At 59.4% G+C, this 15,694-nt stretch carries 15 protein-coding genes and 1 pseudogene; 6 read left to right on the top strand and 10 right to left on the bottom strand.

The window, feature by feature from the left end; translation table 11 throughout:
* Window positions 1-302 precede the first annotated feature (302 nt).
* A complete protein-coding gene (locus NKI50_RS13780) occupies window positions 303-536 on the top strand; it encodes a hypothetical protein (RefSeq protein ID WP_023716496.1) in 234 nt (77 codons plus the stop codon).
* 159 nt (window positions 537-695) lie between these two features.
* Here the strand turns inward: NKI50_RS13780 and NKI50_RS13775 are convergent, their stop codons facing one another.
* On the bottom strand, window positions 696-1,826 hold the full coding sequence (locus tag NKI50_RS13775) for an aminopeptidase (RefSeq protein WP_352716981.1): 1,131 nt from the start codon (window positions 1,824-1,826) through the stop codon (window positions 696-698).
* 264 nt (window positions 1,827-2,090) lie between these two features.
* On the opposite strand from NKI50_RS13775, the gene NKI50_RS13770 reads away from it, so the two are divergent.
* From NKI50_RS13770 to NKI50_RS13760, 4 genes and pseudogenes are all read left to right on the top strand, one after another.
* Window positions 2,091-2,750, top strand: a complete 660-nt coding sequence (locus tag NKI50_RS13770) for a L,D-transpeptidase (RefSeq protein ID WP_352482339.1) — start codon at window positions 2,091-2,093, stop codon at window positions 2,748-2,750.
* A 10-nt stretch (window positions 2,751-2,760) separates the two neighbouring features.
* Complete coding sequence (locus NKI50_RS13765) at window positions 2,761-3,273, top strand: OmpA family protein (protein ID WP_352482338.1); 513 nt, start codon at window positions 2,761-2,763, stop codon at window positions 3,271-3,273.
* Between the two features lie 414 nt (window positions 3,274-3,687).
* Window positions 3,688-4,032, top strand: a complete 345-nt coding sequence (locus NKI50_RS30565) for an ASCH domain-containing protein (protein ID WP_502897243.1) — start codon at window positions 3,688-3,690, stop codon at window positions 4,030-4,032.
* Between the two features lie 384 nt (window positions 4,033-4,416).
* A pseudogene (locus tag NKI50_RS13760) lies at window positions 4,417-4,542 on the top strand (LysR family transcriptional regulator); the annotation flags it as partial.
* A gap of 106 nt (window positions 4,543-4,648) precedes the next feature.
* Here NKI50_RS13760 and NKI50_RS13755 read toward each other — a convergent pair.
* The 4 genes from NKI50_RS13755 to NKI50_RS13740 form a co-directional block, all read right to left on the bottom strand.
* The gene (locus tag NKI50_RS13755; RefSeq protein WP_352716858.1) at window positions 4,649-5,461 is read right to left on the bottom strand and encodes an SDR family NAD(P)-dependent oxidoreductase; all 813 of its coding nucleotides are present in this window, start codon (window positions 5,459-5,461) and stop codon (window positions 4,649-4,651) included.
* Window positions 5,462-5,625: 164 nt separating this feature from the next.
* Window positions 5,626-6,054, bottom strand: coding sequence for an SRPBCC domain-containing protein (locus NKI50_RS13750; protein WP_352716856.1), 429 nt, complete (start codon window positions 6,052-6,054; stop codon window positions 5,626-5,628).
* A 70-nt stretch (window positions 6,055-6,124) separates the two neighbouring features.
* A complete protein-coding gene (locus NKI50_RS13745; RefSeq protein WP_352641547.1) occupies window positions 6,125-6,724 on the bottom strand; it encodes an NADPH-dependent F420 reductase in 600 nt (199 codons plus the stop codon).
* A 158-nt stretch (window positions 6,725-6,882) separates the two neighbouring features.
* Window positions 6,883-7,617 (bottom strand): SDR family NAD(P)-dependent oxidoreductase, encoded by a 735-nt coding sequence (locus NKI50_RS13740; protein WP_292208972.1) that lies wholly within the window; start codon window positions 7,615-7,617, stop codon window positions 6,883-6,885.
* 268 nt (window positions 7,618-7,885) lie between these two features.
* On the opposite strand from NKI50_RS13740, the gene NKI50_RS13735 reads away from it, so the two are divergent.
* Window positions 7,886-8,782: a LysR family transcriptional regulator gene (locus NKI50_RS13735; protein WP_352716854.1), complete on the top strand. Its 897-nt coding sequence runs from the start codon at window positions 7,886-7,888 to the stop codon at window positions 8,780-8,782.
* A 202-nt stretch (window positions 8,783-8,984) separates the two neighbouring features.
* Here the strand turns inward: NKI50_RS13735 and NKI50_RS13730 are convergent, their stop codons facing one another.
* The 5 genes from NKI50_RS13730 to NKI50_RS13710 all read right to left on the bottom strand — a co-directional run bounded on the left by NKI50_RS13730 (window position 8,985) and on the right by NKI50_RS13710 (window position 15,543).
* Window positions 8,985-9,671 (bottom strand): mechanosensitive ion channel family protein, encoded by a 687-nt coding sequence (locus NKI50_RS13730; RefSeq protein ID WP_352716979.1) that lies wholly within the window; start codon window positions 9,669-9,671, stop codon window positions 8,985-8,987.
* Window positions 9,559-11,211, bottom strand: a complete 1,653-nt coding sequence (locus NKI50_RS13725; RefSeq protein WP_352716852.1) for a hypothetical protein — start codon at window positions 11,209-11,211, stop codon at window positions 9,559-9,561. The genes NKI50_RS13730 and NKI50_RS13725 overlap by 113 nt, the downstream gene beginning before the upstream one ends.
* 422 nt (window positions 11,212-11,633) lie before the next feature.
* Window positions 11,634-12,716 (bottom strand): adenylate/guanylate cyclase domain-containing protein, encoded by a 1,083-nt coding sequence (locus tag NKI50_RS13720; RefSeq protein ID WP_352716850.1) that lies wholly within the window; start codon window positions 12,714-12,716, stop codon window positions 11,634-11,636.
* A 3-nt stretch (window positions 12,717-12,719) separates the two neighbouring features.
* Window positions 12,720-13,211: a Rab family GTPase gene (locus NKI50_RS13715; protein ID WP_023716509.1), complete on the bottom strand. Its 492-nt coding sequence runs from the start codon at window positions 13,209-13,211 to the stop codon at window positions 12,720-12,722.
* Between the two features lie 16 nt (window positions 13,212-13,227).
* Window positions 13,228-15,543: an OmpA family protein gene (locus NKI50_RS13710; RefSeq protein ID WP_352716848.1), complete on the bottom strand. Its 2,316-nt coding sequence runs from the start codon at window positions 15,541-15,543 to the stop codon at window positions 13,228-13,230.
* Window positions 15,544-15,694 lie beyond the last annotated feature (151 nt).

Below are 15,694 nucleotides of genomic sequence, written 5' to 3'. Positions count from 1 at the left end.
CAAGCGATGCGCGTCATCGGTTCGAATTCCTGAATTGACGCGTAGACGTGCTGCCGTGAACGACTTCCGCGCGGCCGGACGGTCAGCCGCGCGGCAGGCAAGCCCGGATACTCGAACGTGTGCGTCCAATCCTCCTCACTCGTTCATGTCGACATGGCTTGCGATCTCCGACTCAGGCGGAACCTATGACTCACAACCGACCCCAAGGAACACTGTTGCCGCCCATCTAGCCGTCTTATCGGTATCGGCGAAGCCGCTGATCTGTGCTAAGCCGCCGCCCGAATAGCCAAAGGAGTACACCCGTGAGCGAGCCGACCGTGGCCGAGGCGACCGACAGCATCTATGCATCGCTCCGGGCGAACAATGCCGACATCGACGCACATATCGCGGCGCTCAAAGCAGCGCTGACGCGAGAGGGGATAGAACAGGCGGTGTTCGATCCGGCAAGGCTGGCACAGAACAACCGTTCGGGCCGCAAGCTGATGCAGGCTTATTTTCGGCAGCGCGGCGTGAGCGTGAGGTTTTCGGCCTCGTAGGGGCGCACACTGAGGCGCCACAGCCCGCCGGCAATCATTGTGGTCCAGGACCCCTCGGGGAGTTCAGGCAAGTCCGCTTTTGGCTTCTGTAGGCCGACATGCGTCTTCTGGCCCCGCCGACGTCAAAGTACCTAGGAAATCGGCCGACAAATGGTCAATTCAATCACCTGCGCTGGCTGCCGAGTACATCAGCGACCGATTCGCCGCTTCTGGCCTTCGGATTTGACCGGCCCAATCGCATGTATCTGCCGCCTCGAGCGCTTCGGCGCGGTCAGATTTGTCTAACGCTCCTATCCGTCGAACCGACGCGAAGAACCGTGGATAGTCGCCCGAACACAAATCGAATAAGCGGAGAAACGCAGTCACCCGATCGCTGTAGACGGAAGTCGCGGCGAGCTTTGCGTTGTTGATCGGAGCATCGAACCAGGCGTCATATCCACGGTATCCACCCCAGCGCCTGTCGCGCATCTGTCGGTATCGCGTCCTCAGCCGTTCGATCGCGGCCTTCTTCGCGGCCCACTTCTGCTCAGAAGTAACATCGTCGTCATAGACTTGCCTTAGCTCGTCCCGGGTCTGCGACACCAGCACAAGAAATTCAGCTCTGCGCCTCCGGTCTGCTTCGTAACGGCGCAATCCGGCAGTATCGCCGGTCGCGCGCAGCCATTTTCTCACACCCGTTGTTTCAACAGCGACAGCGAACGCTTCGTTGAACGAGGAATCGTCATGCACGTAGACGCGCTGGTGAGCGAGTTCGTGGAATACCAGCCCTGCAAGATACGTTTCATCTTGGCTGAGCATGGTGCTTAGCAGCGGGTCACTTGACCAGCCGAGCGTGGAATATGCAGTGATGCCCGTCACATAGATGTCCAGGCCCTGTCTCTGAAGTTCGACAGCGGTTTCAATCGCAGACCTTTTGGAGAAGTACCCTCGGTACGGTACGCATCCGAACACCGGAAAGCACCATGTTCGTGGCGTCAGCGAGAATTCCGGCGCTGCAAAGATGGCCCATGTCACCGCGTCTCGACCAACGTCAACATAGCTGCGGTAGCTGTTGTTGTCCGGCAGCGCTAGTTCATCTATCGCAAACTGTCGGATGGCGCTCGCCGATGCCATTCGAGCGCGCAATGTCCCAGGGGTCGAAGGATTGTCGATCAGCTCTCCGACATCCTGGCGCGCCGCCATGATCTCCACGTGACCCTTCAAGGATTGTGCGTAGTAGGAAATGCTGGTGCAACCTGCCACGCCGGACATCACGATCATCGCAGCAACCGAACGAAAAGCATGCATCATGCCCACGGCATCGCTCACACTTCCGGATAGGGCAAATGTCGCAACTACGCCCGGTCCCAAACAGTCGCGCCAATTTGGTAAGGTCCTGGAGGGGGTTTAGGTTAGACGTTCGTCCTCGGCAAGATAGTCACAATTCGGTCACTCGCCGCCAAATTGCCGAATGTCCGGACACGGCCGACTTAAGCAACGCAGCATTTTCCACTTTGAGGCGAAATAATTCTCAACTATGGTCCGCCAGGCTTTAGGCATGGGGGAATATTGCCGATGGTTTTATCACGCAGGGGTGTCGTGCTCGGTGGCCTGGCGCTGGTCGCGGTGGGTGCAACCAGCAATATTGCTCAAGCCGCGGCGGCAAAATCCTTTTTCGCCGGTACCGCCAGCGACAACAATTTTGTCTATCGCAAGACCAACTTCGCCAAGATCGACAAGAGATGGCATCGCCAGATCGTCAAGTATTTCAGCAGCGAGCCGGTCGGCACCGTCGTGGTCGATACCCGCCACCACTTCCTCTACGTCATCATGGAAAACAAGACCGCCATCCGCTACGGCGTCGGCGTCGGCAAGGACGGCTTCAAATGGTACGGCCGCGCGACGATCGACCGCCGCGCGCTGTGGCCGCAATGGGTCCCGCCCCCCGAAATGCGTAAGCGCAAGCCGGACCTACCACCCATGGTCGCAGGCGGCGCGTCCAACAATCCGCTCGGGCCGCGCGCGCTCTATTTGCACCGCGACGGCGCCGACACCGGCTACCGCCTGCATGGCACGCTGGAGCCATGGAGCATCGGCACCGACGCTTCCAGCGGCTGCATCCGTATGTTCCCGGAAGACATCATCGACCTCTACCAGCGCTGCCCGATCGGCACCGCGGTGCAGGTCCTGCCGCACATCGCCGACCAGGCGCCCGCTTCCACCACTGTCGAATGATTGGCGCCTCATGAACCGCACGATTGAAAACACGCGCCGGCTGCTCGCCGCCGGCCTGCTGGTGCTGGTCGCATCCTGCTCGACCAGCAACACGCTGGCCCCTTCCACGCCCGACGTCACCAACACCGAGGTTGCCGGCTTCCAGAACGTGCAGCCGGGCAGCGAGGAGGATTTTATCCTCAATGTCGGCCGCCGCACCTATTTCACGCAAGGTTCGGCCGCGCTCGATTCTGTCGCCAAGGCCACCCTCGACACCCAGATCGCCTGGTTAGCAAAGCATCCGCGCTGGCTGCTCAAGCTGCAGGGTTTCGCCGACGATCCCGGCGCAAGTGAAACGGCGCTGTCGCAGCAGCGCGCCGATGCGGTGATGGACTACCTCGCCGCCGGCGGCATAGACCGCAACCGCATGTGGGCCAAGGGCTACGGCAAGGACAGGCTCGTCCGCGAGTGCCCCGACAACGCCTGCAGGTCGCAGAACCGCCGGGTTGTGTCTAATTTGCGCGATGTGAGGGACGAGCCATAGGGCTGCTGTTTTGCTTGTGACCCGAAGCAGAGTCTCACACGCGACGGCGGCATGGCTGCTTTGCGCCTCATCTCAGTCGTTAACCCAAACTCTGCCTCGACTTGAAAGCGGTTGTTCCCACAACTGCAACAGCGGCAGCCAAGCGTCCTTTCTTTTGTGATGATCCCAAGAGCCATTGCTCTGCCACACTACGGCCTTTGGGTTACAGACAGGCGAGTGTGACGCCTGTTGCTTCGGCGTTTCCTGCGGGCTTGCGAACCGCAATATCGGAAGCAGATCGCTCGGTGACCTCCGTCGCCGATTTGGATCAATCAGCGGTTCACAATTTGTTTCGCGTAGGATAATGCCCGATCGTGGGAAATTTTGCGATCGTCACTGAATGAACAACCTTGACCTTTCCGCCACGACTTCGTTCTGAGCGTCAAGCCAGAGTACGCTACCAAGATTGTAAGCGGTCAGAAGAAAGTCGAACTGAGGCGTCGATTTCCGCACCTTTACACGCGCGGCAGCGTCGACTTCTTCCGCACATATCCCGGAATGTATGTGCCGCGGCCGCTGATACTGCGATGTCAGGTCCTCGGTCAACCACTGCAGCATATCGCGTACGAGACCCTGGCTTTGACCAAGATGAATTGGAACAACACTCAGTTCGACAACGGAATGCCGATTACTATTGCGACGGCAAGACAGGTGGGGCAGGTGCTGAAGTACCTCCGAGACGGGCAGGAGATCGCTCCAAGGTACAGCTTTTACATGTAGAGAATCGGCTCTGACGCTGCGGAAGCGGGCAGCTCTATGTCGGCGAACGAAAGCGATGGAGTGAACACAAACGCCCACTCTGGCTGCGCGAACGGAGGGGAGTGCTGTGGAGTAATATCGGATAGCAGAGGACACTCGAGCGAATCCTAGGCCATCGATAGCAGTCGATAGATTCTAGGCGACCGACAGATCTGCCGCTCTGTCGGGCGTCTCCCCGCTCTTCGAACGGCGCCCATACCCCGTCGGGCCTACCCCAACCTTCGCGACTTTGTGGCCTTCAAATCTTCGGTCGCGCGCTGCTCGAAGAAGTTAGCGCGCGATCAGTTCGTGGAGATGTTTCGCCAGCACTATAATCTGCCGCTTATCCTGGTCGATGCTTCGGAGCCGGTGCTTTCCAACCATGCGGTCGAGCGGCACAATATCACGGCGGTCTGGCCGGAAAGCCGGCGCGCCAATCCCGCTGTGCGCGCCTTCCTCGACCTGTTGCAGGGTGTGTCGAGAAACAGGTGAAGGTCACGGCCAGCATTTGGCCTGAAGACACCGGGCAGGGGAAACTCAGCCGCAGGTGTCGACCGTCCGCTGGTCGGCGCCATTAGCGCCATAACCGTCTCGGCAGCTACGCGACGAAGCGGACTACGCCGCCATCCACCCGCAAAGCCGCGCCGGTTGTCGCCGAAGCCTGCTCCGAGCATGCGTAGATGATCATGTTGGCCACCTCATCGGTGGTCGCGAAGCGTTGGATGAGGGTGGTCGGACGCATCGCCTTCAAGAAGCCCTGTTCGGCCTCCTGCTGCGTGATTCCGTTTGCGTCAGCCTGCTTCGCCATGAAGTCGCCCAGGATCTCAGAGCGGGTAGGTCCCGGCAGGACGGCGTTGATTGTGACACCCGTGCCCGCGACCGCCTCGGCGAGCCCGCGCGACACCGCGAGTTGAGCGGTCTTGGTCATGCCGTAGTCGAGCATTTCCTTAGGGATGTTGACTGCGGACTCGCTACTTACAAACACGACGCGGCCCCAGCCTTTCGCCACCATCCGCGGCAGATAATGACGGGTCACGCGCACGCCACTCATTACGTTCAACTGGAAGAGGCCAAGCCAGTCCTCGTCGGGGATCTTCGCGATGTCCTCGACGCCACTGTAGCTCCGGATGTGAGCCGTACCAACATTGTTCACAAGGATATCGGCGTCCGGCGCCTGCGCGATCAAGGCCTGGGCACCCTCCGCTGTCGCAAGATCGGCGGCGATGCCCGAGATGTCGCTTCCGGGAAAGGCCTGCCGCATCTGCCTCACCGCCTCGTCGACCCGGGTATTCCCACGGCCGTTGACGACGACCGATGCACCGGCACGGGCAAACCCCTCCGCCGTCGCGCGGCCGATTCCGGCGGTGGATCCGGTGACAATCGCCTTGCGGCCCATGAGTTCAATATTCATGTCATTTATCTCCAATGGTAGGTGGGTGATCATCCGCCGATCCAGGCTGGAAGCGCCCGTCGTCTGTTGAGTACCGACAATATTCGGGACGAAGGCAGGCCCAGTACTGTTCGGTCGAAAGCGTTGCGGCCCAAGCAACCGGCCAGGCCTCAAGACAAGCCCATTCAACTTGCCCTGCTTGCCACTTCCGCCTCCGCAGCGCGGGCGAGGCTTTCGACCCATTCCTGGTGATAGCGGTAGAGTGCACCGGGATGCTTGCGCCCGAGTTCCTCAAGGAACCAAGGGCCCTGCTGCGTTTCTTCGGTCAGCACATGGCAGCCATCGACCGTAGGAGTGATGACCCAGCCGTGGTACGCGCTCGAGCCGGTCTCGTCGCCATCGACCGTCGTCGCCCACGCGAGCCTGCGGAAGGGTTCACACTCCGTCACGACCAGACTCATCGGAAAGCCAACCGTCACCCGGCTGTATCTGGTTTGAAGCGCCAGTTCCGGCTTGCCGGTCAAGATCTTGACCTGATCTTCGGCGGGAAAGTAGCTCGACCAATTCTCGGCATCGACGAGCAGCTTCCAGACCACTTCAGCCGGCGCCTTCACGTCAATGTCGTTGAGTGCGTAGATGGCCGACGTTTTCGGACCATATCGCTCGGGCCAAATCACACATCGATTACTGCTCCTTCTTGAACAAATCCTGGAAGATGAGCTGGCCCCAAGTGCGGCCGCGTGCGTGCACCAGCGCGCCACCCTCGTTGAGCTTTCCCAGCTTGACGGGTGCGAACCCGAGTTGTTTGGCCAAGGCCGCCACCGGAGCGGTCGCGTCCTCGTCGTCGCTCGACAGAAAGACGACCCGGTGCACGCCCTCGACGATCGGATCGGCAGCCAGGGTGGCCGCAATCAGGTGATTGAACCCTTTCACGAATTTGGCGCCGGTGAACGCCTTCGCGACGAAGGCGGAGGACGGGAGACCGTCCAGCTCTTCAGGGACTGGAAACGCGTTCATCGCGTCGATGACAGTCTTGCCTTTCCAACTCGGCAGGACCTTCGCAACCTCGCGATGCTCCCCGAACGGCACCGCCAAGATGATTGTGTCGGCCTCGAGTGCATCCCGCAGCGACTTGGCGACGACCGTGGGTCCAATCGCCCGAGCCTGCGGCGCCAGCGCCTCGGGCGGCCGGCGGCTCGCGACGGTCACGTCGATGTTTTTACGGGCGAAGGCGTGGGCGAGGGCCTGGCCTATCTTACCGAATCCTACAATAGCGTAGCTCATAATACTTCTCCGATCCGTGTTGGTCTTGATTCCCCGGCCCTCAACGGCGCTGGGTTATCCGTTCTACTGTGTGGCGTCCTTTGCGCAGACGTCCCGGCGTTCCATCATGGACACGCTAGTTCCCGCCGGTCAGCCGCTTCCCGCGATCCGCCGCGATTTCAGATGGCCGAGAAGCCTCCGTCGACAGACAACTCCAGCCCATTCACGAAGCTCGAATCGTCTGAAGCAAGAAACAGCGCGGCCGTCGCAATTTCCTCAGGACGCCCCATCTTTCCCCGCGGGATCAGGGATTCGAACATCCGCTTCCCCTCCTCGTCGAGAACTTGGTCCTGCATCGGTGTGGCGATCGGCCCCGGGTGCAGCACGTTCACCCGGATATTCCTGCCCTTCAGCTCGTTGAGCCACCCGCGTGCGAATGCGTGCAACGCCGCCTTGCTCGCCGCATACACGCTGTAACCAGGAAAACCTTTCACCGAAGCAACTGATCCGGTCATGAAGATCGATCCGCCATCGTTGAACAGCGGCAATGCCTTTTGCACCGTGAACAGCGTGCCGCGCGTATTCAGGCCGAAGGTCGCATCGAAATGCTGCTCGGTAATCTCGCCCAGTGGGACGGCTTCGCCCGTGCCGGCGCTCGCATACAGGACGTCGATCTTGCCCTTTTCCCGCTTGACTGTATCGAACAGGCGGTCGAGGTCGTCGAGATTGGCCGCATCGCCGCGCACGCCGGTCACGTTCCGGCCGATCAGCTTGACGGCCTCGTCCAGCGCCTCCTGTCTCCGGCCCGTGATGAAAACATAGGCGCCTTCTTCAACGAACCGCTTGGCGCTCGCCAGCGCCATGCCGCTCGATCCACCCGTGATGACTGCAACCTTACCCTCAAGCTTTCCCATGACTTCTCCTTTCGTGGTGTCGGGACAGCATCTGCCTCCGAGAACCTCGAAATGGGTCCGCCGGCGTCAGGTGTTGAGTGCGGAAGCGCGCACATCGGTGGTGCGAAATCGATCCGGCTGGACGACTGAGGCCAGCCGCGACGATCGGCGTCCGCCGTTCGAAATTGGGCCGCGCTCGTCGACATAAGCTATGATGACCGCCCGTACTGCTGTTCGATGTGTTAGATACGGGCTTTGGAAGGCGCACCGCGCGGTGCCGGATTGCACCATGATCGACTGGGATGACGTTCGCTACTTTCTTGCCGTCGCGCGCGGAGGCTCCGTGCGGGCTGCCGCCGAGCGCCTCGGTGTGAACCACTCGACCGTGCTGCGACGCGTCGCCCAGCTCGAGGAACGCCTCGGGGTGCACATGTTCGAAAAGCTGCCTTCGGGCTACCGCCTGACGGCTGCGGGCGAGGAGGTCCTCGAGTTCGCGGACCAGATGGAAGTGTCGTCGCACCTGCTGGAGACGCGCGTCTTCGGGCGCGACCAGAGCGTGCGCGGGCTTCTGCGGGTGACGCTGGCACCGCCCCTCGCGACACACCTGCTCATGCCGGACTTCGCCGATTTCGCGCGTCTGCATCCGGACATCGAGATGGAAATCTTGTCGTCCGGCGAGCTGGCAAATCTGACCAACCGAGAGGCCGACGTCGCGATCCGCGTCGTCTACGACCGCAAAACCCTGCCGCTCAATCTTCACGGCCTGAAGGGACCGGAGCTGTTCGGCGGCGTCTACATGTCTCGCGATCGACTAGCCGCGTGGCGTGCGGGCGCGCCTGATCCCATCCGGTGGATCGTCATAAGCATTCATGGCATCCCGGATTGGGCCAGCGAGGGTGAGGTTCGTACCACGGGGGTTCCGTTCAGGACCACGGACGGCGAGGCGCAGATCGTTGCAGTACGGCAAGGGCTCGGGATGACGACACTGCCGTGCTTCGTCGGAGATGCCGACCCCCTACTGGTGAGGGTGCCGGGCACCGACCTGCACATGTACGGAACGCTCTGGCTTCTCACACAGGGGGAGACACGCAAGACAAAGCGCGTGCGGCTCTTCACCGAGTTCGTATCCCGCAGGCTCGCCGCGTACGCGCCGCTTCTCGCGGGACGGTCCTTATCGCGTGACTGACGCGCGGCAGGTAGCCGATGGCGCTGTCTCGAGCGTACCGCTGTATCAACTTACGCAGCCCGATGTAAATCTCGGGACGGACTCTGGTTGTAGACTGCCTCGAGACCGTCTTTTTCGTCTTAACGGTTGAAGATAGAAGAGTATCCCTGCCACGGGCGATGCGCGGAAAGCGACGCTGTGACCGGCAGGTGTCACAGCTTTCCTACTCCGGTGTGCTGGCTTTTTTTCTGCGCCGAATAGTGTGCGACTGAGCAACGGCCATTTTCAACTCGGGTGTGATCTCCAACGGCGCATTCTCTGCCCCATGTGGGTTCTGTAGCCCCTGGACCTGGACGGTCGGAAATGGGAGTTCGATGCCCTGCTCTTTGAAGACTTGGCGGAGGCGTACATAGAATTTGCGTTTCATACCGAAGGCGCCTCCCGGTTTGGTTGTGGCCTTGACCCTCAATACGATGCCGTATTCGCCGAACTCCTGTACGCCCTGCATCTTGATCGGGTCGAGCACCCAGTGTTTGAACTCGGGATCTTCCGCCAGTTCGAGGCCGATCCGCTTGATCAGCTTGCGAGCGAAGTCGATATCGGTGTCATAACCAACGGTGATGTTGAATTTGTCGATAACCCAGTCACGACTCTGGTTCTGGACTGCCCCGAGTTCACCGAAAGGTATCGTGAACAGCGGACCACGATGGTGGCGCAGCTTCACCGAGCGCAGCGAAAAGCTTTCCACAGTACCCTTGTAATTGCCCGATGAAATGTATTCGCCGACACGGAACGCATCATCGAGCAGGAAAAACACGCCTGAAATGACGTCCTTGACGATGGTTTGTGCCCCAAAGCCCACGGCGACGCCGACGACGCCAGCGCCGGCGATCAGCGGGCCGATCTGGATACCCAGCGAGGCGAGCATCATAAGCACCGCCATCACGATGATCGATGCGAGCAGAATGTTCTGGAGGATCGGCAAGAGCGTGTGCAGCCGCGCCTGCTGCGGATCGAGGACCGGGACATCCTCGTCGCTGATCACAGGGTGCGGTGTTTCGATGCCCAGCTTTCGTTCGATCAAAGCTTTGATGATCGACCAGCCGAAATCGGCTGCTAGGGCAATGACCACGACATTGACCAAGCCGCGCAATATGAACGTCGTCGTCGTATCGCTGTCCCGCATGGATTGCATGTCCAGACCCCAGACACGTGCGAGAAAGTAAGCCGCCGCCAAGATGAAAATCATTCGGATTGCGCGATCGATGACAGCGATCGTCACCGCCGGGATCGTAGGCCGGCCGACATCTTCCGAACCTGGTCGCAGAACGAAATTTAACCCCGCGCTGCGTCATCACGATTGCAAAAGGCAGGAAGAATGCGGCGAAGGTAAACCAGAAGTATGTATAAAGGCCGGCGATGCGCTGCAGGAACAGGACGACGAAATAAGCAGTCAATAGCCATGTCGCTTCCGTGTGACCGATGTGGCGCGCACCGTCTCGCTGCGTTCTTGGCCGACGCCAAATCGCGAGCAGCAGGAGCACCAGCAGCACGAAGTCGGCGCCCAGTGACAGGACCATCATTCCGTCCTGATCGATGCCGAGACCTGGCAAGAGGATAAACGCGGCGCCGAAGAAAGCGAAGACGCCGACGATCCGGGGTAGCCAATAGGACCAATGGTCAGCCGCTTCGTTGGTGATCGGCAAAGCACGAACCTCGACGGCGTTCTCGACGTTCATGAAGGAAGGGACGAGCATGGCCATGACGTACATGCGCACACCCCATGTAACGACTGCCGCCATCAGAAATGTCAGTACAATCTCGCGGATAAGCATTGGCCAGTCGAACAACATGAACGCGCCGGCGCTGCCCAGTGCGAAAGAGACGATCAGCATGCTGGAATAAAGCATGCGACCACCAATCTTCTTGGCTCGCCCAATCGGCGTATCCTTCGGTTGCGCGATAATCCAAAGACGAAATGGACGGGTGAACTTGAACGTTGCCCAAGTGAGTGCCAGGCCGGCAGCGATGAACATCGCAATCAGCACAAATACGGCGGCTGACCCCTTGCTGGACATATCCTCCATCGTCTCTGCCCGAACGCGCGCGAACTGGCCTGGCAGCAAGGGCAAAGTTCGCACGATTCTTTCGATATGATGCCTGATCCCATCAAGCGTCGAGGATGCCATCGTATTCATCTGGCCGGGTGCGGCCACGGCGCCGGACGATGCGTCGGTCGGCGAAGCTCCTGTCTCGGCAGGCGCTCCCGTTGACCCGGCGTCCTGATTTCGCTGTTCGGCCACCCAGGCCTTCACTGATGGATCGTCGAGAAGCTCGAGCAGCTGTTTGACCCTTTCAGGCGGGGCGGTCGCCGGCGCCTGCGCCTGTGCCTGACCTGTCAACAAAAGGGCGATCCCAAAGACGAGCGGCCTGGCAATCAGGGCAAACATCGCAGTCAGGTCTCCGAGACGCCGTGCCAGGCGCGCCAGGTTCCTGGCCCCCAATCGTCGAGTGATGCGTGGCATCGTGCTGTTAACCTTCCGGTCAGATCGGCTAGCAACGACATCTATGTCCGTTGTTGCCCTACCTTGAAGAAACCGATGTTGCGGTGCAAGACGTCATCGTTTCGACCCAGACCGTTACGCCGGGTACTTCGCGGTGTCTACTTAGCCGCCGGGGGAGGGCATTCCGACCTAGGCCCAGCCTCCAGCCGTTATATGAACTGCGCATCCGTGATGCTGGGCGTAAAAGACCCGGCACCAGGATCCCCCAGGCCAGAACGCGTATGCCGCGGTGGGCATCGCCGACCGAGGCTATGTGATGGAAACTGGGCGCATGACCGTGCAGGGAAGAACGATGGCGACGTCAGATATCAGGATCCGATTTCCCCCGGGAGCCGCCACATTCGCACACGACCTGTACCACGCAATTCCGTTTCCGCGAGTGGGTCGCAAGCAAAATTTGGTCCAAGCAGTTGATGAGTTGCATCCGAAATACGGATTTCATCGGGCTCCGCGGACGTTTGGATACGTGCGGCGAGATTAACGGTGTCGCCCCATAGGTCATAGGCAAACCGCCTTTTGCCTATAACGCCCGCCACGATTGGTCCTGAGTGAATTCCAATTCTGAGTCTTATCGGTTCTCCTGCGAAGCGTTCGAGCTTAACCGCCTTCCGCAGTTCAAGTGCATAGTGCGTAAGGGCTTCCGCATGATCGGATCGCGCGGCGGGCAGGCCAGCGACCACCATCACACAATCGCCGATTGTCTTGATCTTTTCGCAGCCGTATCGCTCCGAGAGCAGATCCGCCGCCTTGAAGAAGTAATTTAAAATAGCGAGCGTCGTCACGGCTCCGACGTTCCGCGCCCTTTCCGTAAAACCGACGATGTCGGCAAAAAGCACACTCACCTCTGCGTAGTTGTCTGCAATTTCTTCGTGCGCTTTTAGCCGCTCCGCGATAGACGCCGGAAGAATGTTGAGGAGCAGGGCTTCGGCGCGCTGGTATTCACGCGACAATCCCTCTTGGCTCGCCCTCAACGCCTCGTTCATCGATTGTAATTTCTCGTTGAGTTGACGCTCCCTCTCTTGCAGGAGCGTCATTTCATAAGCCTTCTGTTGAAGTCGCTGCCTATTGTCGCGTTCGGCAGTGGCGTCAAGAAAGAGCAGCCACACGCAGGCATTGTCAGCAAAAAGATGGAGGTCCGCGACACGCCCGCTGGGCAGTTCGACCATGGCCATATGATATGGAAGCTCCGGGCAGGGCAGCAAACCTTCCATGAATTCAAGCTGCTCGGCAACAGGCTTACCTATGCGAACTGATGAGAGTCCGTAATGTTTAACGTTGCCGCCCTTCGCAGCTATGCAAAGCTGGGCGTCGATTTTCAGATATGCGACGGAGCGCTCGTTGTAGAAGAAATCGTAAATCCAGCTTCTGACTTCTCTTGGCAATTCATGCATGGTCTATTTTGCGACCATCGAAGCAAGCTGACGAAACGCATCATCAACATGTTCACCCGAAAGCGCACTTGTTAGATAGATTTGCCATCCAAGTTGCCTCAGTTCGTTAATTTCACTATCCGATATTGCCCACCGATCGGCCAGATCGGATTTGTTGAGCAGCAATACAAACGGCATAGCGCCGAATTCAGCCTCGGCCCGCTCGCGCAACGTGAGCGCCACGGCGAGAGTGGCGGCGCGGGTTCCATCGACGACAAGCACGAGCCCGCTCGCACCTCGCACATAGCTGACGCGGAATGAGCCGATATCGTCTTCGCCGGCCAAATCCCACAAAATCAGATCCACGGTTTTGTCCGGGAATGCGACACTCTTCTTGTCGATTTTCACTCCCACCGTGGTCAAGTAGGTTTCTGAAAAGATGCTTTGCACAAACCTGCGAACCAGACTCGTCTTTCCGACAGCGAACCCGCCCAACATGCAGATCTTCTTTTGCAATTTCCTGGGCTCCGCCCTAGTGGAAGTTTACCGTAACCGAAACTCTGCGGTTGGCGGAGTTCCCCGTTCGGCTATTTTCAATCTCCGCTGGCTCAAAGGTGCCCGCGCCGCGAACCAAGAGCAACTCCGGATCGACGCCGCGCTTCTTGAGAAGCGCACGAACTGTTTCCGCGCGCGCGGCGCTGATCGACAATTTGGCCGTTTCACGGCCCGTCTCGTCCGAATGGCCGGTCAACATGAACTGTGCTGTCACGCCTGCGTTGCGGGCGTCCTTGGCCAATTGCTTCAACTGATTCGCCAAATTGTCGAGAACCGGCAGTTGCTCTGGTCCCGGTACAGCCTTGCCAGAATCGAAGAAAATGTTGACCGCTTGAATAGCCTCCCTCGAATGAGTGAGTTGCGGAGGGGTCAACTCACGCAGCTCGGAGATTTCTAGAGAGAGTCCGTCCGCGGACAGCTGTTGGGCGGCGACCCGCGCCCGATCTATCCATGCGGCAGGAGCCTCACCCTGGGCAACAATGCGATCCTTGATGATCATAAGCCGAACCGATTTCGGCGGAGCCAGCGACGCCATCAGCCGCTTCAGCACGAACTTCGGATCAAGGCTTTGATAGAATTGCCACTGTGAATGAACGCGAGCAGGATCGACCCCTGTTCCGGACAGCAGAGCCTGCGGGTTGGCGGCCTGCGGGTCTCTCAGGCCGGAAATATAGAAATGTCCGCCCCTCGCCGTTTGTTGGGCGACGATGATTCCCGCTTGGGCCTCCAGTCGCGACACATAAGTCTGCCAGTGCTCCGCCGCGCGTGCTTCGGGGCTCACATCACGAACCTTGGAGATGTCGAATTCCGGTCCGCCTGCCGAAAGCTGTCGGGCCGCTGCGCGCGCCCGATCTATCCAGGTGTCGGGAGCCTCACCCTCGGCAACGATGCGGTCCTCGACGATCGAAAGCCGAACTGATTTCGGCGGGGTCAGCGACACCATCAGCCGCTTCAGGACGAACTTCGGATCAAGGCTCTGATAGAATTGCCACTGCGAATGAACGCGGGCGGGATCGACCTCCGTTCCGGACAGCAGAGCCTGCGGGTCGGCGGCAAGCGGGTCTCTCAGGCCGGAAATATAGAAATGTCCGCCCCTCGCCGTTTGTTGGACGACGATGATTCCCGGTTGGGCCTCCAGTCGCGACACATAAGTCTGCCAGTGCTCCGCCGCGCGTGCTTCGGGGCTCACATCACGAACTCTGGAGATGTCGAATTCCGGTCCGCCTGCCGAAAGCTGTCGGGCCGCTGCGCGTGCGCGATCTATCCAGGTGTCGGGAGCCTCACCCTCGGCAACGATGCGATGATCGACGATCGAAAGTCGTACTGAATCCGGCGGAACCAGCGACGCCGTTAGCCGCTTCAACACGAACTCCGGATCAAGACTCTGATAGAATTGCCAGCGTGAATGAACGCGGGTTGGATCGACCTGCGTTCCGGCCAACAGCGACTGCGGGTCGGCGGCAAGCGGGTCTCTCAGGCCGGCAATATAGAATTGGCCATCGCGCACCTTTTGTTCGGCAACGATGATGCCCGGCTGGGTCCCCAGGCGCGACACATACGCCTGCCAGCGTTGCCCGGATTGCCAGGAAAGAAAGAACCAACCGCCTGCGGGAATCAAAACCAGCAGGACTGCAGCCACTACCAGCCACGGAAATCCCTGGTTTGATTCCTCCTGCTTCAGTTCAACGCAGGTCTGCAACTGCGTCTCTACGCCGGCCAACTGCGAACTGTCGCCGTCAAACTGCTCTAGAGCCTGTGAGTATTCATCATGGATGCGAAGCAATACATCGCGAATTATTTCATGTAATTCCTCCGGCGGATTTCCCCGGATCACCGCAACCAGGGTCGCAAACGGTCCAACTTCCGACCAGAGACGAAGCTCCCCGAAACGAATAGTGTCCAGGCCGCTCTGTTCTTTCTCGTTAAATGAGTCTTTTACAAAATCCTGAATTGCACTAAGCATCGAAGAGATCAGTTGAGGATCTTCGCTGGTTGCGTTTTCGGCAGTTACATGCTTGATCAAAAGCCCGGAATTGCGGTGAATGAGAAAGGCGTGTTCTACACGATAGACAAGAGAATGCCTGAGAACAACTTCTGAGAAGCTTGCCCCCGTTCTCCAAGCTTCAAATCTCCACTTGAGCCCATGCCAAGTAAATATATGTCTTAAAGTTTCATTCAGCGACTGAAAGGTTTGGTCGATCTTTTCGCCGATCGACTTGCGAATAGCCGGCAGAAACACCGGGTATAATATATCCGTCAGCGTGCGCGGGCTTTTCTGGATGGACCGTTGCACAGCCCTCTCGACAGCCGGCGCAAGGGCCTCTCCGAGTTGCGCATGAAGCGCACGTGCGGCTGCACTGGGGAGAACGCTCCCCCCGGGCGCCCCCACCCGGGGGGGGTGGGGGGGCCCGGGGGGGAATCGGGGAAGCGGCGGAAATTTGGCC

The sequence above is a fragment of the Mesorhizobium sp. M0563 genome (assembly GCF_040321065.1).
Classification (GTDB): domain Bacteria; phylum Pseudomonadota; class Alphaproteobacteria; order Rhizobiales; family Rhizobiaceae; genus Mesorhizobium.
Note: the sequence above shows the minus strand (reverse complement) of the source record. Positions and strands in the feature narration are given on the sequence as shown.

Excerpts from the sequence above, each read along its gene's own strand:
- NKI50_RS13775 (WP_352716981.1), bottom strand. The coding sequence starts at position 1,826 with ATGATGCATGCTTTTCGTTCGGTTGCTGCGATGATCGTGATGTCCGGC.
- NKI50_RS13770 (WP_352482339.1), top strand. The coding sequence starts at position 2,091 with ATGGTTTTATCACGCAGGGGTGTCGTGCTCGGTGGCCTGGCGCTGGTC.
- NKI50_RS13765 (WP_352482338.1), top strand. The coding sequence starts at position 2,761 with ATGAACCGCACGATTGAAAACACGCGCCGGCTGCTCGCCGCCGGCCTG.
- NKI50_RS13755 (WP_352716858.1), bottom strand. The coding sequence starts at position 5,461 with ATGAATATTGAACTCATGGGCCGCAAGGCGATTGTCACCGGATCCACC.
- NKI50_RS13745 (WP_352641547.1), bottom strand. The coding sequence starts at position 6,724 with ATGAGCTACGCTATTGTAGGATTCGGTAAGATAGGCCAGGCCCTCGCC.
- NKI50_RS13740 (WP_292208972.1), bottom strand. The coding sequence starts at position 7,617 with ATGGGAAAGCTTGAGGGTAAGGTTGCAGTCATCACGGGTGGATCGAGC.
- NKI50_RS13735 (WP_352716854.1), top strand. The coding sequence starts at position 7,886 with ATGATCGACTGGGATGACGTTCGCTACTTTCTTGCCGTCGCGCGCGGA.
- NKI50_RS13725 (WP_352716852.1), bottom strand. The coding sequence starts at position 11,211 with ATGTTTGCCCTGATTGCCAGGCCGCTCGTCTTTGGGATCGCCCTTTTG.
- NKI50_RS13720 (WP_352716850.1), bottom strand. The coding sequence starts at position 12,716 with ATGCATGAATTGCCAAGAGAAGTCAGAAGCTGGATTTACGATTTCTTC.